18 protein-coding genes are annotated in these 22042 nt (G+C 40.4%); 8 read left to right on the forward strand and 10 right to left on the reverse strand.

From position 1 onward, the window contains the following. Window positions 1-8 precede the first annotated feature (8 nt). Window positions 9-2471 carry a DUF5916 domain-containing protein gene (locus Q0590_RS16020; protein WP_302038582.1) on the reverse strand — a complete coding sequence of 821 codons (2463 nt, stop codon included), beginning with the start codon at window positions 2469-2471 and terminating at the stop codon, window positions 9-11. Window positions 2472-2771: 300 nt separating this feature from the next. On the opposite strand from Q0590_RS16020, the gene Q0590_RS16025 reads away from it, so the two are divergent. The 3 genes from Q0590_RS16025 to Q0590_RS16035 all read left to right on the forward strand — a co-directional run bounded on the left by Q0590_RS16025 (window position 2772) and on the right by Q0590_RS16035 (window position 7368). After that, entirely contained in the window at window positions 2772-4121 is a 1350-nt protein-coding gene (locus Q0590_RS16025) for a M20 metallopeptidase family protein (protein WP_302038583.1), read from the forward strand. A gap of 376 nt (window positions 4122-4497) precedes the next feature. Beyond that, entirely contained in the window at window positions 4498-6621 is a 2124-nt protein-coding gene (locus Q0590_RS16030; protein ID WP_302038584.1) for a tetratricopeptide repeat protein, read from the forward strand. 198 nt (window positions 6622-6819) lie between these two features. Beyond that, window positions 6820-7368 carry a GNAT family N-acetyltransferase gene (locus tag Q0590_RS16035; RefSeq protein ID WP_302038585.1) on the forward strand — a complete coding sequence of 183 codons (549 nt, stop codon included), beginning with the start codon at window positions 6820-6822 and terminating at the stop codon, window positions 7366-7368. A gap of 69 nt (window positions 7369-7437) precedes the next feature. On the opposite strand, the gene Q0590_RS16040 is transcribed toward Q0590_RS16035, so the two are convergent. Then, window positions 7438-7836: a lipocalin-like domain-containing protein gene (locus Q0590_RS16040; protein ID WP_302038586.1), complete on the reverse strand. Its 399-nt coding sequence runs from the start codon at window positions 7834-7836 to the stop codon at window positions 7438-7440. A 212-nt stretch (window positions 7837-8048) separates the two neighbouring features. Here Q0590_RS16040 and Q0590_RS16045 point away from each other — a divergent pair, with 212 nt between their 5' ends. Beyond that, window positions 8049-8402, forward strand: coding sequence for a LysM peptidoglycan-binding domain-containing protein (locus Q0590_RS16045; protein WP_302038587.1), 354 nt, complete (start codon window positions 8049-8051; stop codon window positions 8400-8402). Between the two features lie 82 nt (window positions 8403-8484). Here the strand turns inward: Q0590_RS16045 and Q0590_RS16050 are convergent, their stop codons facing one another. After that, entirely contained in the window at window positions 8485-9411 is a 927-nt protein-coding gene (locus Q0590_RS16050; protein ID WP_302038588.1) for a bestrophin family protein, read from the reverse strand. A gap of 74 nt (window positions 9412-9485) precedes the next feature. On the opposite strand from Q0590_RS16050, the gene Q0590_RS16055 reads away from it, so the two are divergent. After that, a complete protein-coding gene (locus Q0590_RS16055; protein WP_302038589.1) occupies window positions 9486-10709 on the forward strand; it encodes a glycosyltransferase family protein in 1224 nt (407 codons plus the stop codon). 119 nt (window positions 10710-10828) lie between these two features. Then, complete coding sequence (locus Q0590_RS16060; protein ID WP_302038590.1) at window positions 10829-13582, forward strand: DUF3352 domain-containing protein; 2754 nt, start codon at window positions 10829-10831, stop codon at window positions 13580-13582. A 64-nt stretch (window positions 13583-13646) separates the two neighbouring features. Here Q0590_RS16060 and Q0590_RS16065 read toward each other — a convergent pair whose 3' ends face one another. The 3 genes from Q0590_RS16065 to Q0590_RS16075 form a co-directional block, all read right to left on the reverse strand. Continuing rightward, window positions 13647-14222 carry a 50S ribosomal protein L25/general stress protein Ctc gene (locus Q0590_RS16065; protein ID WP_302038591.1) on the reverse strand — a complete coding sequence of 192 codons (576 nt, stop codon included), beginning with the start codon at window positions 14220-14222 and terminating at the stop codon, window positions 13647-13649. Window positions 14223-14257: 35 nt separating this feature from the next. After that, complete coding sequence (locus Q0590_RS16070; RefSeq protein ID WP_302038592.1) at window positions 14258-15199, reverse strand: ribose-phosphate pyrophosphokinase; 942 nt, start codon at window positions 15197-15199, stop codon at window positions 14258-14260. 202 nt (window positions 15200-15401) lie between these two features. Next, a complete protein-coding gene (locus Q0590_RS16075) occupies window positions 15402-16385 on the reverse strand; it encodes a YihY/virulence factor BrkB family protein (RefSeq protein ID WP_302038593.1) in 984 nt (327 codons plus the stop codon). Between the two features lie 305 nt (window positions 16386-16690). Here Q0590_RS16075 and Q0590_RS16080 point away from each other — a divergent pair, with 305 nt between their 5' ends. Next, on the forward strand, window positions 16691-16942 hold the full coding sequence (locus tag Q0590_RS16080; RefSeq protein WP_302038594.1) for a hypothetical protein: 252 nt from the start codon (window positions 16691-16693) through the stop codon (window positions 16940-16942). 109 nt (window positions 16943-17051) lie between these two features. Here Q0590_RS16080 and Q0590_RS16085 read toward each other — a convergent pair whose 3' ends face one another. Then, the gene (locus tag Q0590_RS16085; protein ID WP_302038595.1) at window positions 17052-18344 is read right to left on the reverse strand and encodes an aminopeptidase P family protein; all 1293 of its coding nucleotides are present in this window, start codon (window positions 18342-18344) and stop codon (window positions 17052-17054) included. 162 nt (window positions 18345-18506) lie between these two features. On the opposite strand from Q0590_RS16085, the gene Q0590_RS16090 reads away from it, so the two are divergent. Continuing rightward, window positions 18507-20045 carry a S8 family serine peptidase gene (locus Q0590_RS16090; RefSeq protein ID WP_302038596.1) on the forward strand — a complete coding sequence of 513 codons (1539 nt, stop codon included), beginning with the start codon at window positions 18507-18509 and terminating at the stop codon, window positions 20043-20045. Window positions 20046-20054: 9 nt separating this feature from the next. Here the strand turns inward: Q0590_RS16090 and Q0590_RS16095 are convergent, their stop codons facing one another. The 3 genes from Q0590_RS16095 to rsmG form a co-directional block, all read right to left on the reverse strand. Next, window positions 20055-20450, reverse strand: a complete 396-nt coding sequence (locus Q0590_RS16095) for a response regulator (RefSeq protein WP_302038597.1) — start codon at window positions 20448-20450, stop codon at window positions 20055-20057. 73 nt (window positions 20451-20523) lie between these two features. Continuing rightward, window positions 20524-20940, reverse strand: coding sequence for a response regulator (locus tag Q0590_RS16100; protein ID WP_302038598.1), 417 nt, complete (start codon window positions 20938-20940; stop codon window positions 20524-20526). A gap of 464 nt (window positions 20941-21404) precedes the next feature. Next, window positions 21405-22025 (reverse strand): 16S rRNA (guanine(527)-N(7))-methyltransferase RsmG, encoded by a 621-nt coding sequence (gene rsmG / locus Q0590_RS16105; protein WP_302038599.1) that lies wholly within the window; start codon window positions 22023-22025, stop codon window positions 21405-21407. Window positions 22026-22042 lie beyond the last annotated feature (17 nt).

Below are 22042 nucleotides of genomic sequence, written 5' to 3' on the forward strand. Positions count from 1 at the left end.
TCCAGCAATTATATGCTTGTCAGTATATCCGGGATTTTCTGGTTTATATTCTTATTCTTAAACATCAGAGCATCCAGGTAATACAAAACTTTTACTGAAATATTATTGCTTTGGGGCGTTTGAAGTGTCCGGTTAAAATTATCGGTATAATTTCTGGCCATATCAATGCCATCGGTCGCAATGGCATTTTTCCATACCAGGCTTACTTCGCTGCCTGGAGCAAACCACCAGGAAAATACCATATCTACATTAAAAGTATTGAAGTTGACATCTTTCTTTACGTCATAGGCTGCTTCCGTTAAGTTGCCATTTTCGGTAAGTGAAAAATACTTCTGATACATAGCAGAGGAGTTATAATGCCTGGCACGCAAGGTAAGCGACATCCGGTTGGTAAAAATATAGCTACTATTCAGGGTGTTAGAAATGGTTTTTACATTACGCATGCCAAAGAAAATAGAATCGTTCCGTACATTATCTCCAAATGAGCCGATGTCATCACTTGCCTGACGTGTATCCAGGTTATAGCGGAAAGAGAGTTTGTCATTTACCCGGTACCTGGGAGAAATGCCAAAATTATAAGAGTTGCGGTTATTTTCCTGGAAAGTGCGGTATTGCCCATAAAAATCCAGAGCTAAGCGCTTCCGGGTATCTGTAGATAGGCTGCTGCCTACTAAAATATTGGTAGGGACCACATAATATCTCCCTTCCACACGGGGCTCATAAAAATCCATATTCTGCACAGGTTGTATATGGATATAGCTCCCTACATTGTAGAAATTTTTTAACGTAGTATAAACATTCCCATTCAGAGTTAAGCTTTGAAAAGTATAGGGTTTATATAATCTGGAGTAGGTTACGGCAAAATCAGTATACAAATTGTTCATCTTCCAGAAAGGCTTGAATATATTATATTCAACTCTGGCCCGCTGAGTGATTTCATTGTTATTAAATAAAATCCCCATATCATTCGGATTATAGGTATCGGTTTCAATTACCTGCGTAAAATCATACTGAAAATTGCCGCTTATTTTAGCCCCTGTTACAGAAGAAGTATGCCCAAGCTTAGGACCTTGCTTTTCCGGATCTAGAATCTGGCTGATGGCTCCACGGCCACTGAGCGAAAACATATTTGTTTTATCGGCAAAGCGAAATAAGCCCCCGGTAAGATTTGCATCATAGGCAGCACCTCTACGGGCAACATTGGTGTTTATAAGGCTGACATAGGAATTGTTCTTTAACGACTGATCCAATACCACAATGCTGTAGTTCGTTAACGGCTGGGTAAGAATCTGCCTCCTCTCACCCTCTTCATTTTCCACGGTTGCAAACATATTGGCCGATACGGCATTAAATACACCTAAGCCCAGGCCTCCGGGTGTACGGCCAGATACCTTACTGGCATTCAATAAACGGCTGGTCGTAGGGTTTGATACAATTTGCTCTCCCTCAGCTAGCTGTCCTTCCACCTGATCATAATTTAGCGGTTTGCCTCCAATTCTACGTGAGTAAAAGAACCCTCCTTTATTAAACAACTCCGTGCCTTCTGTAAAAAATGGCCGGTTTTCGTTAAACTGAACCTCATACGGAGATAAGTTCAGCACCTGGTTATCTGATTGTACTTGCCCAAAATCCGGCACCAGGGTCATGTCCAGGGTAAAGCTTTGACTGATACCATATTTCACATCCATGCCACCAGTCAGGTTCATAGAAGTGATATTTTTGCTTCCCTCTACCGGACTATTATTCACATAAGAAGAAATATAAGGCATAAAGGATAAGCGCAGGGGAGATTTAATTTGCTCTACGCCCAGCAGTTGCCCGGACTGGTTCAGAAAACCACTTACCGAAGGTTTAACCGGGTTCCAGAAATAGGCTTCATTCTTCCGGCGGATCTGCCTTTTAAAGTTAATTCCCCATACTTGTTCTTCGCGGTTTGCAAAGCGAATGGCTGAATACGGAATTTTCATTTCCACAGCCCAATGGTCATCGTGAATACTTACTTTGCTATGCCAGACGGCGTTCCAGTGCCAATCCTGGCCATTGGAAGAGAAGCGTGTATCCGATTGCACGCCAGCGGCTGTAACCATAAAGCCATATCCATTAATTTTATCATGATAGGTATCCAGGTAAACAGCAAAGTAATCAGAATTGCCAATTTCGTCACGTTTTACCAGCTGCCGCAACACACTATCTGCCGCAACATCATACAGAATAGCCCCTATGTAAATAGCTACATCGTCGTACAATACTTTTGCAATGGTTTTATGCGTTTCGGGCTTTCCAGGTACCGGCCAGTTCTGTACAAAATCTGTGGCATCGGGTGCCATTTGCCAGTCTGCTTCATCTAAGTTGCCATCGACTGTAAGAGTTTGCAAGGTACGTAAGGCCCTTACTTGTTTGGTAGGCACCTGCGCAAGCACTTTTGAGAAACTAAAAAGACATATGAAGACTGGTAAAAGTATTTTTTGCATGTACAAACAGTTAGGCGTAAAAAATGGCAGAACCTAGTTGAAGAAACTTTACCAATAAAACCCCAAAGGTAGCTCAACAGCCATTAATCGGTGTTATCTTTTCAGGTAGCTTCTGCGAGTTGTAGGAAATCACTAAAAAATGCATTGCCCAGTACACCTGCCACCTCTATAGCTAGCCATTTTATGGTAAGAGCTTGCTTTACAACTTTGCAAAAAGCCCTGCAATTCTTACACCAAAAAATAATTTTTATGTGAATTTTCTTTTAGTTTGATAAATTTGAGAACCCACTTTTCCCTAGCATGATGCGAAACTACTTAAGCCTGTATTTTTTATTAAGTTCTACCTTCTATCTCTTATGCTTACCCGCCTTTGCTCAGCAGATTGATACAAAAAAGCTAACTAATTTTGTTAATACAGCCTATCCGGACCTGTTTACCTTATACAAGCAATTGCATGCAAATCCAGAGCTTTCGTTTCAAGAGAAAAATACAGCAGCTACATTAGCTAATCAGTTAAGAAAGATAGGGTATGAGGTTACAGAAAACTTTGGCGGATACGGTATAGTAGGTGTATTGAAAAACGGGAACGGACCTTGTGTAATGATCCGTACCGATCTGGATGCGTTACCTGTAGAGGAACAGACCGGCCTTCCGTATGCTAGTAAGGCTCATATGAAAGATGCAGGGGGCAAGGAAGTATCTGTTATGCACGCCTGCGGACACGATGTACACATGACAGTATTTACAGGCGTTGCAAAAAGCCTGATGGAGTTTAAAAATAATTGGAAAGGCACCCTCATATTGATTGGGCAACCAGCTGAAGAACAGAGTGGCGGCTCTATTGCCATGCTGAAAGAAGGCTTGTATACCAAATTCCCACGGCCCGATTATGCCCTGGCCTTTCATGTAAACTCTTCGCTGGCAGCCGGCAAAGTAGGATATACAGAAGGTGGAATTATGGCAAGTGTAGATGCCGTGGATGTTACCATAAAAGGAATTGGAGGCCATGGAGCCATTCCGCATAATACGAAAGACCCAATAGTTATTGCTGCCCAAACAGTATTGGCTTTACAAACCATTGTCAGCCGTGAAATTTCCCCACTGGAACCAGCCGTTGTTACGGTAGGCTCTATTCAGGGAGGCACTCAATACAATATTATTCCCGATGAAGTAAAGATGCAACTTACCCTGCGTTCTTATTCCGATGAGGTGCGTAACCAGACGATTGCTGCCATCAAACGCATAACCAAGGGTATAGCACAGGCGGCGGGCATACCCGATGACAGATTACCAACCGTACAGGTGCGGGAACAATATACCCCCTCCAATTATAACGACATTCCCTTAACACAGCGGCTTACAAAAGTGCTTATCAGCAGCATGGGCCAGGATAATGTAGTTAAAACACCTCCCTCGATGGTAGGAGAAGATTTTTCCAGATACAGCCGGGTAGACCCTCCTATTCCTACTTGTATGCTCTGGCTGGGAGCAGTGGATCCTAAGAAAATAACCGAAAGCGAGCAGACAGGCAAGGCATTGCCTTCTTTGCATTCAAGTTCATTTGCTCCGTTGCCAGAACCTGCTATTAAAACCGGAATTCAGGCAATGACGGCTGCGGCTTTAGATTTATTTTTGGGGAAAGGAAAATAATATACACCAGGGAATTTTGAATTATCTGTGCCCGAAAACAGGATTCTCAGTAAAAACAAGGTAGCTAAAAGGCTTATATCATACATCCTGTTTTACGGGATATATACTTAGAATAAAATAATTAAGGTTACTTCCCAAAAAGTTTACAATTAATAGTCAAATAATGCTTTTTGCTATAAAATGACAAGTATAGAACGTGTTGGAAAGAAAGCATAAAGCAGTAATAACCGGAATTCATGAGTCAAAACTTTGATAGTTGATTACCCTTCAGAGCTTTGTTCGATACAATAATACATCCGGCAATTTTCAGAATAGAATACCAGTATACCTACTACCGATAAATGTATTAACCTTAACCAGATTAGTAACTTCTGCTATGAGATGGCATAGGATATTAGTATCCCTTAAAATAGTGTGGTTCACCTTGATGCTGATGGCGTATGTAATGCCCTGCACAGGACAATCTCATGAACTGGATAGCCTTGAACAGAAACTAAAGGATACGAAAGATTCCCCGGCCAAAGTACAGGTACTCTATGCACTCACCAACCAATATCTGCTACAACAAGGCTATTCTCTCAAAGTAATTGAGCTTGCCGATCAAGCCTGCCAGCTAGCCCATCACCTGAACGACCAGCTAAGTATTGCTTATTGCTGGGATCTGCGCGGGGTAATTGCCCGCAATACCAGTAATTATGCCGAAGCCCTGGAAGGGCATAAGAAAGCACTGGAGATAAGCACCATGCTAAACCACAAAGCCTCCATGGCTCAGTTCCTGAATAATATGGGAGTTGTATACCGGCGGGTGGATGATTATCAGCAAGCCTTAACCTTTCATTTGAAAGCCCTAAAATTGTCAGAAAGCATTGACGATAAACCCAATATTTCAGTGGCAGTAAATAGTATTGGCAATATTTACCTGTCTATTAAAGAATGGGGAAAAGCCCTGAACTACCTGACGAAAGGTCTGGAGCTGGAAACAGCCCGTAGCAACAAATTAGGGGTAGCTATTAATCTGAATAATATTGGCGGTGTACACGAAAATCTGGGCAACTTTGATAAAGCCTTAACCTATTATCAGCAGTCGCTAACCCTGAATACAGAGATGAACAATAGTAAAGGAATTGCTATTTGTTTGAATGATATTGGAAATATTTACGAAAAGAACAACCGTCCAGATGAAGCCCTGGTTTATTACCTGCAAGCCCTGGAAATAAACAGCAAATTAGGCGATCAGGTGTATATTACTGATAGTTATATTAATATCGGTAAAGTTAGCAGCCGGCTTAAAAACTACACGCAGTCTTTACAATATCTGCAAAAGGGGCTTCATACAGCGCAGGAAGTTGGTTCTAAAAAACATATACAACTTTGTTTTGAAGCAATTTCTGACACCTATTCCCAAATGGGTATGCATGAACAGGCATTACAGGTATACAAAAAAGCTATTATCTATAAGGATAGTCTGCTCAATGAATCGAATGCCAAGAATATAGCTGGCTTGCAAGCTTTTTTTGATAATAAGAAAAAAGAAGCAAGAATAGGTGTTCTGGAGCATGAAAAAGAAGATAAAGAACAAAAAATACAGTATCAACGCATTGTTACTGGCGTGTTAGTATTTGGATTATTGTTAATTCTGGTGGTTTTTGCTTTTTTATACCGGAACTATCATATCCGCAAACGGACCAACCAGATTCTTGCTTACCAGAATGCAGCTATCAATCTACAGAAAGATGAAATTCTGCGGCAGAAAGAGAATATAGATCTGAAAAACCAGGAACTTGTACTGCTAAATGAAGAAAAAACCCACTTGATTGGCATAGTGGCTCATGATTTAAGAAGCCCTTTGAGCAGGATGTATGGATTGACAAACCTGCTAAAACTGGATGAAAAGAACCTAACCGGCGAACAAAAACAGTATATACAGCTTATATCAGAAGAGTCGGCCAGGCTCAATGACATGATTGCCAAAATTCTGGATATGAATGCCATAGAGCAGCAGCGGATTAATCTTAAATTAGAAAAAACGGCTGTCCACCAGCTGATACAGGAAACGGTTAACCATATTCAACCGGCTGCAGCAAAAAAACAGATCCGCATTCACTTCTCCCCTTCCACGCTGAAAAGTTTTGCTTTATTAGACTGGGGATATGCTATACAAATTCTCGATAATCTACTTTCTAATGCGGTTAAATTCTCCCCTTCCGGCAAACAAGTGTATATTGATTTGCAGGAAAGTACCGAAACTATAGAAATTACAATTGTAGATGAGGGTCCGGGATTTAGTACAGAAGATCAGGCAAAACTGTTTGGAAAGTTCCAGAAGCTCAGTGCCAGACCAACTGCCGGAGAACCTTCTACTGGATTGGGGCTTTCTATTGTAAAAAAATATGTGGAGGCTATGCATGGGCAGATCAGGTGCGAAAGTACTCAGGGCAAAGGGGCTAAATTTATAGTAAGCTTTAAAAAATACACACACGCAGAAACAGCGGTAGCATAACCCGCCTTCCCTAGTGACTCTTAAGTGCTGAACCAGTATGCTCACCCAGCTAAAAATGAACTGCTTGCATGCTATTTTCCAAGCTATTTGGGCTTTTACAAAAAAGGGTATGGCCTGGTTAACTTTCTGAATAAAAAAACTATATTGTTTATACTTTCCTGTATCAGTAGCGTATAAGTAACAGTATTTTTGTAAAATATGGCTACACAAGCTACCAGCGCAGAAGGAATACACATCAGGCAGGCTACCGAAAAAGATGCCAGTCTGCTGCTCGATTTAAGCGCACAAACTTTTAACCAGGCTTTTGGCAACCAGAACAGCTGTGATAATATGACGGCCTATATGGCTTCTGCTTTTACACAAGATCAGATCCTGGAAGAAATAAAAAGCCCTTCTTCCATCTTTCTAATGGCATATATTGCAGGCTATGAAACCCCGGTCGGGTATACCAAACTACGGACAGGTAAAACGCCTAAAGAACTAAAAGGAGCCAAAGCTTTAGAAATTCACCGCATTTATGTGTTGCAGGAAATGATCGGACATGGAGTTGGAAAAGCCTTAATGGAACGCTGCCTGGCTATTGCACAACGGGAAAAGTACGAGGTAATATGGCTGGGAGTTTGGGAGAACAATACCCGGGCAATTGAATTTTATAAAAAATGGGGGTTTAAAAAATTCAGCTCTCATATTTTCCGTTTGGGTACCGAAGATCAAACAGATTACTTGATGAAGAAAGAGTTATTGTAGACAGCCAAAACAAGTAAAAGGCAGACATTGCTGCCTGCTTCTCTGTTTCTTTAACTAGATTATATCAATTTACTCTGCTGCTTCCAGCGTCATTTCTGATCCATCGCCAGCCTTGAGTTTTATCTGATCGTCGGACAGGTTTACTACACTGTGCGATTCTGTTACAGAAGCTCCGGCAAATTGCAACGTAAGCAGCTTCGCCGAAGGGTCGTACTGCCAGTTTCCTTCAGCATTACCCTGCGCAGTGTTGGCGCTAAAGCTACCATCGGAGTTAAAACGGAGTACATCTTGTTTTTCTTCATCTGTAAGTTTTTCTTTTTTGCCTGCTGCGTTTGTTTCTTTGGCTACATGCCAGGTTTTGCTACCAGCTCCATAAAAAGCTTCTCTGTCGTCACCCTTTTTCTGGCAACTGAATGCTACTACAATTAAGCTCAGCATCCACATAAGTATTAATTTTCTGACTTCCATAACGTAGGTAATTTAGGTGGTTATTAGTAAACGATTGTTGGGTATTATCAGTCTTTGCTCTTGTACGGTATCTGGCTACCGGGGTTGCTTATTGGATAGTTCAATAGCCTGTCATTCCTTGATATACTAGCCAATTATTCCGCACAACTATAAGTCATATAATCCCGTTCAATTAAACAAAACACCTATTACTACTATCATTCGTTAAATTTATGGGACTACTAGATTTTTTAAATAAAGGTCAGGAGAAGCCAGCCCCTGATGCACCTAAGCAGCCAACAAAAAAAGATACAGATTCTGTATTTGACAAACCTGGCGGACAAGTAAAGCCTCCGGTTACCGAACAGCCGATTGCCAATGCCGACAAGGCAACTCCATCGAGTATACAAACGGAACCTGTACAAACGCTAACCTATACGGTAAAAAGCGGCGATTCACTCTCTAAGATTGCTCAGCAGCAATATGGAGATGGCACGCAGTGGAGAAGAATTTTTGAAGCCAATAAAGATATAATCAAAGACCCGAATCTGATTCATCCGGGACAAACAATAAAAATACCCAAATAAATTTCAAACATGTATTGCAAAAAATTGCCGGAGCATTGATTAAATAAAAAATCCTTGCTCCGGCAATTTTATAGCATAGGACTTATGCTTGTGCTACCTGATGCGGACTACCGGGCTTGGCATGCACTAAGATGTCTCTCTTTAGTAAAATTTCCCGTACGTTGTGCTTAATACGCAAAGACATCTCTTCCATAGGTAAATCATTAGAATCCATACCAAAAGGATCTTCTATTTCTTCAGCAATCAGTTCTATACTTACCAAAATATAAAATACCAGCATAACAATCGGAATCGTCCAATAAGCAAAGGTGGTAATAAATCCAAGAGGCATAGTCATGGTATAAATGAAAATAAACTTCTTCATGAACATGCTGTACGAATAAGGAATAGGTGTATTTTTAATCCGTTCGCAAGCCCCTACAATATCCGTAAACGACTTAATTTCTTTATCCAGAATAATTAACTGCTCACCCGAAATAAACTTCTGCCGGTACAAATGAATAATTTGCCCATATATAGAATTGGCAATCATATTAGGCACATGCTTTGCCTGCCCTAACTCTTCCAGCGTAAGACTTTCTGTATCTTCAAGTTCCGATAAATTTACTTTATTGCGCAGATGCCCCTTCAGCGCATATACATAATTGGCTATACTTTTGGCAAAAAATATTCGCGGCTTGGTTTCTGTATCAGGCAGAAAAGAATTTATTTTGATAGCAATGGACCGGGATTCATTTACCAAAGCTCCCCATAATTTTCTTCCTTCCCACCATCTCTCATACGCCGAATTAGACCGGAACACCAGCACCAGACCTAGTACAGTACCCAAAAGGGCATGCACAGCGGTGGTACTTACCGCTTTTAAATCTAATGCATTCAAAGCAATGTAGGTAACTATAGCTGTGTATATGCCTATCACAATCATACTGGGAAACAGAATCCGCAGGGTATCACTTTTATGAAACTGGACAATAGGCAAAAACCATTTCTTGGGATTATATTTAATCATATTTTCGGGATGCCAATGAGCCTTCAAATATAGCCATTTTGCATATTAAAACAGCTAATGGCCGCCTACAAACCATGATCAACAAAATATCTTTTCATACAGTAATTACGATTATAAGCTGTTTCATTATTGCTGCGCTTGTGTATTATGCAGGAAGCAAATACGGCCCAGGTATTACCTTTGATTCTATTAATTATGTGTATGCCGGGCACAGTCTGGCGGAAAAAGGAGAATTGTTACGGCCTTTTCAAACGCCATTTATCGAATGGCCTCCTTTGTATCCGCTACTAATTGCTATGGTGAGTTATGTGCCAGGCTCTATACTTACCAACCTGTTTTACTTTCAAATTCTGATTGCCGCCCTTACCGTAGCACTGTCATGCAGCCTGGCCCGGAAAATGATCCGAAACAACATTCTGTTTGTAATAGCTTGCCTGAGCCTGGCATTCTCTACGCCACTCATACTGGTTAACCATTTCATATGGTCTGAATCCTTTTTTTCAATTCTGGTGGTGCTGCAACTCCAACTCTTTATCTGCTATCTGCAAAAACCCAGCTGGCAACTGTATATGTTGCTGGTGATAAGTGGCCTGCTGTTATGCGTACAAAGACAAGTAGGCGCCTTTTTTGTAGCCGGGGGCGCCTGTATTTTATGTATATATCCATCTTCTATTCCCTTTTCTAAAAAATTAATCATTAGCTTATGTTATGCATTGCTGGCGGCCGTACTGCCTTTACTTTTGTGGTGGATAAGGAATTACCAGCTCAGAGGCCTCCTCATGAACGATTACCGGGATACCCTATTTCTCACTTCGTTCTTCTCACACCTAGGCATATACCACGATATAGTTACTTCCTGGCTTTTGCCCGATGAGTTACCTATTTGGCTACGGGTACTGCTTTTGTACGGACTACTATTTTTTCTAGCGTTTATCTATGTTTACTATAGAAAATCCATTACACATCAGCCGGTAGTAGCTGTACTTAGTATACTCTTTTGGAGCTATTTTGTATTGCTTTTCCTTATCAGCTTTATTGTAACCGAGCAAATAGACGACCGGAAACTAGCTCCTATCTATGTTCCAGGTATGTTGCTCCTGTTTAGTTTGGTAGATGTGTATAGTAGAAATAAGCAACCTGGCAGAACCCACTGGGTTATATATATCTGCCTCTTATGGACAATTTATCCGGTAACCAGAGCCCTATATAATGTACATGCCTGGCATCAAACAGCTATGCCAGCTGAGCTGCCACAGCCGGTAGAAGAGTCATTCAAAGATAATCTGCGCTTTTACTAACAATTCGTATAACTCTATTAAAATTGCTCCAAAATGAAGGACGGATTTTTTTCAGGATGTATAACAACTTATACCAAAATTTGTAATTTTGATAAGAAACAAATGCCTTATTATTCCCATTGAAAAAGTACACCTACCACATTTTATTTGTTTCACTCCTGCTGCTCATTTGGGGTATATTCGGCTACCGGTATTGGAAGAAAAACTATGCGGCTAACAGCTGGGAACTTGTACCGGCTAGTGCTGTGCTGGTATTGGAAAGTACCAACCCTCTAACACTTTGGAAAGAATGGCAGAAAACAACGCAGTCCGGCATCCATACTTTGCCCGATATACATACCCTGCTTACCAACGTTTACTCGCTGGCAGAATATGACGGCGACATACAAGAGTTTTTTTCAGACAAACAGATCCTGACTTCCCTGCATGTAACTACCCGAAATAACTTTGACTATGTATTTTATTTGCCAATAAAATCCGACAAAGAGCAGCAGACAATAACTGAGCTTATTGAAGAATATAGAAACAGCCCTAGATCTAAAATACGTACGCGTACTTTTCAGGAGCATCAGATAACAGAAGTAAGCCTCCCTTCGGCCAGGCTTACTTTCTCGTTTTTCTTTCATCACAATCACCTGATTGGCAGTTATACCCCTTTCTTAATAGAAGATGTAATCCGGAATATTGATCAATCGGTGGCATTGCAAAAAAATACGTGGTCGAAAATCAAGGAGAGTTACCCGGCTCCTACTGGCAGCCTTCAGGTATATGTACAGGCCAGTGCACTACCCAGATTGTTTCATGTATTCACAGACGAGCCTTTTAACCCTTCGTTATCGCTTTTACAAGAATATGCACAATCATCCAGCCTGGTATACAAAGCCAACGACCAGGAAATCAGACTAGATGGCCTTAGCATGCTTAGTCAGAAAGAAAAGGCCCTTCATTTTTTAAGTGTATTTAAAAATCAACAGCCGCAACCCCTCTCCTGCCTGAACCTCATTCCCAATCATACGGCGGCATTGCTACACTGGGGATTTCATGATCCAAAGAAGCTGGCTTTTTCGTTACAAAATTATTGGGCAGCCAACGATGCCCAGACGGTGAAGGCACAGGAGAAATTACGTACCCATTACCACATTAGCCCAAGTGCTTTTACGCAATGGATGGGTAATGAAATTGCCCTGGCTTTTCTGGAAAATACCCACTATACGCCTGAGAAATTGCTTTTTATTCAGGCACAAGATATAGCCCTGGCCCAGCAGTCAGTCGGCAAAATTACCAGTACGATTAACGCTGCGGATGAAACAACCCCTTACGCTGAAAGCTTTGCAGGCATTCCTATCCGTGAAATAGCCTTGCCCGATTTTCCGGCTGCAATGCTGGGTCCGTCTTTCAGCGGATTTTCCCAATGTTTTTATGCGCCTGTTGAGAACTATATAGTTTTTGCTGAAAGCGTACAATCCTTGAAAAAGCTGCTGCATGAAATAGAATCCGATAATGTATGGGCTACTTCTGCTAAAAAGAAGAACTTATTAAAAAAAGCCGCTGCCAACGATAATGTAGGCATTTTTATGGCCAGTGCCAGAATATGGCCTTTGTTGCATAGCTATGCTACACCTGCCTGGAAAAAATCTATGCAAACCTATGCCAGCGGATTAAAAAACATAGCCTATGTAAGCTTACAGATGCGTTATGAGGAAGAAGAAGCATTCCAGACAAATATACTTCTACAGCTGGAAGAGAAACTTCCGGCAGGCCAGGAGCAAAATAAGTTTTTAGTAAATGCTACCTCTACGATAGACCATTCCCTGCAAACTCCCCCGTACATTGTCAGGAATCATGCAGACAAAAGCAGGGAAATTTTGGCTCAAGACATAAATAATCAGTTATATTTAATTGATAAATCCGGAAAAAAGCTCTGGAAAAAACCATTGCCAGCTACCATAGTAAGTGATATCCGGCAAATTGATTATTTCGCAAATAATAAGCTACAATATCTTTTCGCTACACCCTCTGCCATATATGCCATTGACAGAAAAGGAAATATGGTGAGTGGGTTTCCAGTACGCCTGCCTGACACTGTACGCATTCATACCCTGGCTACACTCGATTATGACAACAGCCATGACTACCGTTTTCTGGCTTCCGACCGTAAAGGCGACTTATATTTATATAGTAAAGAGGGTAAATTACTGGATGGCTGGAATCCTCTCAGGCTCCCTTATGGCTACGGATTAAGCAGTGCTGCCAGCCACATCCGTATTCAAGGGAAAGATTATATACTTGTACCGCAGGCAAATGGTATTATCCATGTGCTTAACCGCAAAGGAAAATCCTATGAAGGTTTTCCCTTTTTAATCAACGATCGCATACATAATCCTGTTTTTATAGAAGCTGGTGTTAATACACAAAAAACGTCCATTTCGGTATTGACAGATAACGGAGAGATCACAACATTTAATCTGATGGGCGAAATTCTTAGCCAGCGCCAGCTATATCGCCCAGATAAGTCTACCGTATTTAAAGCCATTATAGAAACTAGCGGAAAAGACTGGCTGGTAGCCAGGCAAGACAATGAAAAGCTAAGTATACTAGATAAAGAAGGCAAAACGCTGTTTGAGAAAGAATATAGTTCTCCCCGACATACCTTTGTACAGCTATATGATTTTGGAGCCGGTTTGCGGATTATAGCTATTACTGACCTGGCCCAAAAACAGACTTTCTTATATGATTATAATGGCCGGCTGTTAACAGACCAGGCCATTAAAAATAGCCAGCTAATCTCTATTCTTTACCAGGAAAACCAAGACCGATTAGTGATATACCGCTCGGATGGCCATGAACTGGGTACTGTTACCATCCGGCTATAAAATAATCGTTAATAAAAAAGGCGCATATTCTGCGCCTTTCCGTTTTCCATCATTTAATAATAACTTATTTTCCGCCTTCTTCTCCTTTACCTCTCAGGGCTCTTGGTATTTCAACGGTAGCAATCGGAGTGTTCGGATTGCTCAGAACGGTATAGTTTTCAGGCTTTATTTCGCCTGTTTTAATAGATTTACCCAGATCCAGGTTAGAGATATCTACGGTGATATAATCTGGAATATCGTTTGGCAAAGCTTTAATAGCTAACTTTCTTAATTTAGAGACAAGCTTACCCCCTTTTTGCACACCGGGAGCAACTCCTGTAAACTGTATCGGCACTTCCATCTTTACAGGCTTATCATCCTGCAACTCCAAAAAGTCTACATGCAGAATTACTTCATTTACCGGATGAAACTGCGCATCTTGTAATACAGCCTTATATTGTTCCCCTTCAATATTCAGTGCTACCTGGTAAACATTGGGTGTATATAGTAATTCTTTAAAAAGAATCATGGGAGTATAGAAGTGAACCTGATCTTTACCTCCGTACAACACACATGGAGCATAACCATCCAGACGTAAATCATTGGAGGCTTTTTTTCCGAGATTTGCTCTTTTATACCCTATAATCTCTAACGTTTTCATAATTGTTTGATTGAATTAATAAATGAATAAATAAACTAGATTTTTATAAATAATGAACTGATGGATTCATGATCGTGTACATTCCGGATGGCTTTCGAAAACAGTTCAGCGACTGTTAGTACTTTTATTTTGGGGCTTTCCTGGGCTAGCGGAATAGTATCTGAAACGGCTATTTCTGTTAATACAGAACTATTAATTTTTTCATACGCATTGCCAGACATAATAGGATGCGTACAAATAGCCCGAACAGATTTTGCGCCTTTCTCCATAATTATTTCGGCAGCTTTGCAAATAGTGCCTCCGGTATCTATCAAGTCATCCACCAAGACCACGTTTGCGCCTTCCACGTCACCAATTACCTGCATCGAAGCAATTTCATTGGCTCTTTTGCGGTGCTTATCACATACAACAATGTCGGCCTGGAAAAACTTGGCAAAACTTCTGGCACGGGCCACCCCTCCTACGTCTGGGGAAGCAAACAACAGATTGTCTAATTTCAGGCTTCTCAGGTAAGGAACAAATATAGCTGAACCATCCAGGTGATCTACCGGAAAATCAAAAAAGCCCTGGATCTGGCCGGCGTGCAAATCGCAGGTCATGAGGCGGTCGGCACCGGCAGCCATAAACAAGTTAGCCACCAGTTTAGCAGCAATAGCTACCCGTGGCTTATCTTTTCTATCTTGCCGGGCATATCCGAAATAGGGCACCACTAAGGTAACATACTTTGCAGAAGCTCTGCGGGCAGCATCTACCATTAGCAGCAGTTCCAGTAAATTATCGGCCGGCGGAAAAGTAGATTGGATAAGAAACACATCGCAGCCCCGCACAGATTCATTGAAACTTGGAGATAGTTCTCCATCACTGAATTTCTGTAAGGATACCGATCCTAATGATTTGCCATAATAATAGGAAATCTTTTCGGCTAGGTACTGCGACTGGCTACCAGAAAATAGTTTTACGGAATATGGCGTAGGCATATGGCTTATAAGTATGCGGAGATGCTGTATTACAGACCTGTGTGCAGCAAACTTCTGCAAAACTAACAATTAATCCCAAATACACCAATAGCCATTCTAAATAAGCCTGGTTCGATGATAGAAATTAATGTAACAGCTAATTTCTATCATCGAAGTACCTGTGTGCAAAAAATGAAAATCAAGTAACTTTTGTAAAAAACAGTTATCGCCCGTTCTTTTCAATAACTACGGCTTTGCCATTATTGAAGGTATATGCCGGAGCTTTATTATCGTGTTTGCCCATCTCTTTCTCTGACCGGCCATACCGTATTTTTTCCGAATGACTGTTGGGTTTAATATCTTCTCCTTTCCTACGCACATATACATAAATGAACTCAGCGCCCATAAACAGAATTAAGGAAGAATAGTTAACCCATAAGATTATGGTAACAATAGAAGCTGCTGCTCCATAGGTATTGGTCAGGTCACTATTCCCTATCTGCCAGCTAATAGCGTATCTACCAATAGAAAACAGAATAGTGGTAATAATTGCCCCCAGCCATACGTTTTTCCATCTGATTTTAACATCGGGCAGAAACTTAAAGATCATAGCAAATAGCAGGGTAATAACTGTAAAGGATATAAGAAATGCTAACGCCTGAATCAGATAAATAGAATACGAATCCAATACTTTCTCAATATAGGCGCTTAAGGCAATCAGTAAACTATTAATAACCATGGAAACCAATAGCAAAAATCCAATACCTATGACCATTGCAAAGGACAACACCCGGTTGATCACCACAGCCATAATCCCGCTCTGAGGTTTCAGACTAACTTTCCATATCTTATTCAGTGAATCTTGCAAGGCCGTAAATGCCAGCGTTGCCGATAAGAAAAGCGTACCTATCCCTATAATTGTTGGCAACAACCCTTTTCCATCAACATAGGCACTTTGTATCATTGTACTTACAGCCGATGCGCCATCTGCACCAATAAGTCCAGAGAGTTGCCGTTGAATTTCTCCATTAATGGCATCTTCTCCAAAAAAATACCCTGCCACTGAAATTACAATGATCAGCATAGGGGCTATAGAAAAGAGGGTGTAATACGATAAGGCTGCTGCTAATTGAAAACAATTATCTGCTGACCATTCAGCAAACAAATCTTTCAAAAAAGACCAGATATTTACTAATTTTTTCTTCATAACCGATAAACTCTTGGTAACATCTTAGACTAAGAATTATTTACGCATACGAATCATATTGCACTATAGTTTGGTTTTTTAGCTACTATGTCTAATTATCACATTAGTTTTCAACTGCTTATTGGCCTAAAAGCAGCCTATCACCTGACTTTTGTTTCTATTACTCTTCGTATGTGCTTGCGTGTATAGTTTTCCTGTATTGGAAAGCATACTTTATTTTCCGATTTTTGCCGCCAAACAAAAATCAAAACGGATCTTATCCGTTAACGTAAGTAGTAGAGTTCTTTACTAAAACCGCAATTACCATGAAGACGTTATATCTCAAAAATGAATATGAAGATGGAATTGTTTATTTTAAAATAGACAAGATTGAAGATCCTGAGGATGAATATATTTATGATGGCACTGAGATCATGATTGAAGAAGACATGATCAGCAAGGATGAGTATGAATTAACGGAAGACGATCTGCAGGAGATGTATGACGATGGCTTTGAAGTGATTCCGGCCAAAGAATATGAAGAAGCCGATAAACGACATAGCAGCCTGGATATTTAATTAAGTTGGAAATGTGCTAAGTAGAAAGGGTTGAGAATAAACAGACGGATGGTCTTGTAAATTTGCTTTGTTTTCAATTCCACATTGACACATTTCCAGATTTTACTACTTATCTGCTATTCATTAACTGTTCTATTTCTTCTGCTTCAATGGGAATATTTTTCATCAGGTCAATATTACCATTTTTAGTAATCAGAATATTGTTTTCCAGCCGTATGCCCAAGCCTTCTTCAGGTATATAAATGCCTGGTTCACAGGTAAAGACCATACCTGGCTCAAAACGGCGGTACTTGTTTCCTACATCGTGTACATCCAGCCCAAGAAAATGTGAGGTGCCATGCATAAAATATTTTTTGTACAAGGGTCTTTCCGGATCTTGTTTACGTACCTCAGCTGCATCTAGCAAACCCAATCCAATCAGCTCACTTTCCATTATTTTACCTACTTCTTTGTGGTACTCGTCCCATATATTGCCGGTTACTAACATAGAGGTAGCTTCTCTCATGACGCGCAGTACAGCATCATACACTTGCTTCTGGCGGCCTGTAAACCACCCATTCACTGGAATGCTGCGAGTCATATCGGCCGCATAGTTGGCATACTCGGCTCCTACGTCGAGTAGGATTACCTCTCCATCTTTACAAACCTTGTTATTATCTATATAGTGCAGCACACAGGCATTGGCCCCAGAAGCAATAATAGGCGCATAGGCAGGGCCTCTGGAGCGGTTGCGCAAAAACTCATGGTATAGCTCGGCCTCAATTTCAAATTCTGTTACGCCCGGCTTTACAAAGGTAAGTAACCGCCTGAATGCTTTTTCGGTGATATTACACGCCTGCTGAATCAATTCTATTTCCTTTTCCGACTTTATAGCCCTCAACTGGTGCATCAGTGGCGACAGACGCTTATAGGTATGCAGAGGATATTTGTCTTTACACCATTTAACAAACCTGGCTTCACGGGTTTCTACTTCCACTACGGCCCGGGTGTGTTCGTTGGAATTCAGATAGACAAATTCACATTCGGTCAGTAGGCCATGCAACACTTGTTCAAATTGGTGGGTCCAGTAAATAGTAGGTATACCGGACGTTTCTCTGGCTTCGTCTTTGGTGTATTTATGCCCTTCCCAAATGGCAATGTGTTCATTGGTTTCGCGAAGAAAAAGTATTTCCCGGTGCTTGGGTTCATGGGTATCGGGAAAAATTAACAAAATGCTCTCTTCTTGATCAATCCCAGACAAGTAAAATAAGTCGCTACTTTGGCGGAAACCCATTGTACCGTCTGCATTAGTCGGCATAATATCATTAGAATGTAGAATAGCCATAGCATTCGGCGGAAGGAGTTTTGCCAGGTTTTGCCGGTTCCCTGTAAATAATTCTTTTCCAATAGGCAAGTATTTCATATTGCGTATCTTTACTTTAGTGGATAATGGTGGAATAGGTGGCTGTAAACTTTTTATTTTGGTGATTTCAGCAACCTGTGTCTGTCGTACGTTAAAACCTAAAAATACTATAAATTCAGATAAAATATGGCTTCCGGCACCTACTTCATCAGCAGGAATTTTATGAGAAAAATAGCCTACATCCTTTTTTTTTATTGTCTGTTAGGAAGTGTACAAGCGCAACAGAAGTACTGGGTAGTATTTAAAGACAAACCTGTTGAAAATAATACCTATGAGTTATCGGCAAAAAATCAAAGCAACCGGAAAAATCTAAAACTTCCCCTGGCACAAGTATCTGATCTGCCTGTACATGCAGGCTATATAGACAGTTTGCAGATAGCTGGAGTGGAAGTGCTATGCACGTCTAAATGGCTGAATGCTACTTCTGCTTTTTTGGATACACAGCTCCTGGAAAGAATAAAACAATTTTCTTTTATACAAGAAATAATTCCTATAGACCGGCATTTACAAATCAGTAGCTATCCCTCTGAAAACCTAACGCCGGAATATTATTCTACAGTAATGGGCCAGCTGAACGCTTCTGTATTTACTGAACAGGCCCTCACAGGAAAAGGCATTACGATTGGTGTAATAGATGTAGGCTTCTATGGGGTAACCGACAATAAGAGCTTGCAACACCTGCTTAGTGAAAACCGCATTGCCGATGTACAAGACTATGTAAACCCAGCCAATACAGAGCCTTTTACCCGTTTGGAGACTAATTCAGATTTTCATGGAACAGAAGTTTTACAGATGATTGCCGGATTTGAGCCCACTAAAAAACTGCAGTATGGCATGGCTACTGGGGCAAAGTTCTGTCTGGCACGTACCGACCACGGCACCCGGGAAACCAGGCAAGAAGAAGATAACTGGATAATGGCTATGGAACGCATGGATAGTTTAGGTATCCGGCTTATTAATACATCGTTAGGCTATGCTGTTGGTTTTACTAATCCTAAAGAAAATTACAAACCACAAGATATGGATGGGAAAACCAGTATCATTAGTCGGGCTACCCGTATTGCTTCTGAAGAAAAAGGAATGCTTGTTATTGTATCGGCAGGTAACGAAGGCGATGACCCTAAATGGCGTATTGTATCTACTCCGGCAGATGCTGAAGGCGTGATTTCGGTAGGAGCCACTAAGGCAAAGTCCAGAGATAAAATAGGCTATAGCAGCATTGGTCCAGAATTTTTACCCTACCTGAAACCTAATGTAGCTTGTTTTTCCCCTTCCGGAACCTCATTTTCTGCCCCAGTCATAACTGGCTTTGCTGCCTGCTTAATGCAAGCTGACTCCACATTAACCAACAAACAACTGAAACTACTTATTGAAAAATCAGCTCATTTATATCCGTATGGAAACAACTTTGTAGGGTATGGTGTGCCTGATGCTGGCAAGGCACTTCAATTATTAAAAGACTCTACTCTTTCTTTAAACAATATCCGGGTAGTAAAGCAGAAAGGGAATGTATTTCGTGTAAAAGCAGAGGACAAATCGGCTGAAAGGGCTGTATTGTTTCGCAAAAAGAATGAGTCTTTTGTATTGGAGCAGAAACTGGTTGGGTTACTAAAAGGCGAACTGGAAGTAAAACGTTTGCCTCAGGAGAAGCAAACAACAGTAGATTTAGGAAACGAAGTAATAGAAGTAATCTGGGAGTGAGGGTAGATCTTAATGCGTTAGCTGCATGATGGAGTCTGTGGTAAGCGGTTTGGGTAACACAGCCTCAATACTGCTATATCCATACACTTCCTTTATATCATGCCTGTTATCTGTACTGGAAAGGACAACCAATTTGCATTTCTTCTTAAAATCAGCAGGCATGGCATCGTAGGCATGTAAAAAGGAGAGGCCATCTATAGCCGGACGGTTAATATCCAGGAAAATAACATCCGGCACTTCACTTAAATGGTTGCGTGCATTGGTTAAGTAATCTAATGCACTCTGTTTGGTGTTTTTAATACAAATATCCTTAGCAAAACCTGTAACTTGCATCAGCTTACGGGCTATTAGCTGATCGGCTTCGTTATCGTCTATTAATAATACGCTTTTGTAGATATTTGTCATACGCAGGAAAAAATGATGGCATGTAAAATAGGAGGATTCAACATGCCATGGATTATTAAATATACGTGTAAAACTATTTGCTTACTAACTGAGGCAATCTTTTTATTTCTGTTAAAGCGCTTTCTGTTAATGGTTTTGTGACAAATTTCACTACGTAATTGTTATCTACTATTTTTTCAATATCCCGTTTATTATCAGAACTTGATAAAATTACGATCTTACACTTATTCTTTAATTCTTCTGGAAACATCTCAAACTCAAATAAGAAGACAAAGCCATCTACTATGGGCATATTTATGTCTAAGAAGATTATATCAGGCAGGTTGTGGGCATTAAATTTTTCTCTTTCTAAATATTCCAGGGCACTTTTTCCTGAGTTCTTTACTTCTACACGCTTGGCAAACTTGGTGATTTCTATAATTCTTTTGCTAATAAAATTATCGGTATCGTTGTCATCCACAAGCATGACTAAATCTACGTTATTTTCCATTTCCTGATTGGTTAACATTTAATCAAAGTTATTGCTTTGGCATCACTCTGTTGTACCTAAATTAAATATTCCGCATGCAGGTAATATATGAAATTAAATTTTTGAAAATAGTTAATCGTGGCTCTTTTTGCCGCAAACCAGTTTTTTGTATACAGTATAAAAAGCTGCAGTATGGGTAACTAGTTGTGCACTTTAAACTAAGCTACTCTATCCCTGATATACCTATTTTCTGTTAAATAAACGGCCAGAATACGGCAGAAACAAAATACGTTTGTACACTATATATCCAGTCAATTTAACTTTATATTTTCATGAAGCGAACACTTTCCATAAAGTGTTTCTATAAAGTAACCAATGCTAAAAGGATGTAAGCAGATGTAAGTAAAGAAAGGTTTATTGTCTGTTTTTAATAAACAAACAAGATTTACAAATGTAGTAATGCAGAGCAAAGAATATAACGAAGCCTAACCTGCCACATAAACTACTTTCTTCGTCTCAAAAAACTCTTCGTCAAAATAAGCTGATAGGGGATAAATCTTGTGTTTGAGCCTTGCTTCGTTTAGTTCTTCCGTTAGGTCGCCCCCCTTCAATGCCAGAATACCATTTTTCAAAGTATTATTATAAGGCTTATTAATTTTATACCGCACCCAGTTGTGTAATTCTTTCAAATGGGTTACTGCCCGGCTCACCACAAAATCATAGCTATCTTCTAGTTTTTCCACCCGGTTTTGCTCAGCTTTTACATTTTTAAGGTTTAAGGCTCTGGCTATTTCCTGCACTACTTTAATTTTCTTCCCGATAGAATCTACCAGATGGAAATGGCACGCAGGAAACAAAATAGCTAAGGGTATTCCCGGAAACCCGCCTCCAGTACCTACATCTAAAATACTGGTATCTGGCTTAAACGAAACCACTTTGGCTATTCCTAATGAATGCAATACATGCCGTTCGTAAAGTTGTTCGATGTCTTTGCGGGAGATGACATTGATTTTTTCGTTCCACTCTTCATACAGCGGCTGTAGTTGTTTGAATTGCTCCAATTGCTGCTGGGTAAGGTCAGGAAAATAGTGAAGTAGAAGATCCAAAGCAGTAGAGGATTAAC

This window comes from Rhodocytophaga aerolata (assembly GCF_030503435.1).
Lineage (GTDB): Bacteria > Bacteroidota > Bacteroidia > Cytophagales > 172606-1 > Rhodocytophaga > Rhodocytophaga aerolata.

What these genes read in the sequence shown, in the direction of transcription:
- Q0590_RS16020 (WP_302038582.1), bottom strand. Translation starts at nt 2,471, where the DNA reads ATGCAAAAAATACTTTTACCAGTCTTCATATGTCTTTTTAGTTTCTCA.
- Q0590_RS16025 (WP_302038583.1), top strand. Translation starts at nt 2,772, where the DNA reads ATGATGCGAAACTACTTAAGCCTGTATTTTTTATTAAGTTCTACCTTC.
- Q0590_RS16030 (WP_302038584.1), top strand. Translation starts at nt 4,498, where the DNA reads ATGAGATGGCATAGGATATTAGTATCCCTTAAAATAGTGTGGTTCACC.
- Q0590_RS16035 (WP_302038585.1), top strand. Translation starts at nt 6,820, where the DNA reads ATGGCTACACAAGCTACCAGCGCAGAAGGAATACACATCAGGCAGGCT.
- Q0590_RS16040 (WP_302038586.1), bottom strand. Translation starts at nt 7,836, where the DNA reads ATGGAAGTCAGAAAATTAATACTTATGTGGATGCTGAGCTTAATTGTA.
- Q0590_RS16045 (WP_302038587.1), top strand. Translation starts at nt 8,049, where the DNA reads ATGGGACTACTAGATTTTTTAAATAAAGGTCAGGAGAAGCCAGCCCCT.
- Q0590_RS16050 (WP_302038588.1), bottom strand. Translation starts at nt 9,411, where the DNA reads ATGATTAAATATAATCCCAAGAAATGGTTTTTGCCTATTGTCCAGTTT.
- Q0590_RS16055 (WP_302038589.1), top strand. Translation starts at nt 9,486, where the DNA reads ATGATCAACAAAATATCTTTTCATACAGTAATTACGATTATAAGCTGT.
- Q0590_RS16065 (WP_302038591.1), bottom strand. Translation starts at nt 14,222, where the DNA reads ATGAAAACGTTAGAGATTATAGGGTATAAAAGAGCAAATCTCGGAAAA.
- Q0590_RS16070 (WP_302038592.1), bottom strand. Translation starts at nt 15,199, where the DNA reads ATGCCTACGCCATATTCCGTAAAACTATTTTCTGGTAGCCAGTCGCAG.
- Q0590_RS16075 (WP_302038593.1), bottom strand. Translation starts at nt 16,385, where the DNA reads ATGAAGAAAAAATTAGTAAATATCTGGTCTTTTTTGAAAGATTTGTTT.
- Q0590_RS16080 (WP_302038594.1), top strand. Translation starts at nt 16,691, where the DNA reads ATGAAGACGTTATATCTCAAAAATGAATATGAAGATGGAATTGTTTAT.
- Q0590_RS16085 (WP_302038595.1), bottom strand. Translation starts at nt 18,344, where the DNA reads ATGAAATACTTGCCTATTGGAAAAGAATTATTTACAGGGAACCGGCAA.
- Q0590_RS16090 (WP_302038596.1), top strand. Translation starts at nt 18,507, where the DNA reads ATGAGAAAAATAGCCTACATCCTTTTTTTTTATTGTCTGTTAGGAAGT.
- Q0590_RS16095 (WP_302038597.1), bottom strand. Translation starts at nt 20,450, where the DNA reads ATGACAAATATCTACAAAAGCGTATTATTAATAGACGATAACGAAGCC.
- Q0590_RS16100 (WP_302038598.1), bottom strand. Translation starts at nt 20,940, where the DNA reads ATGGAAAATAACGTAGATTTAGTCATGCTTGTGGATGACAACGATACC.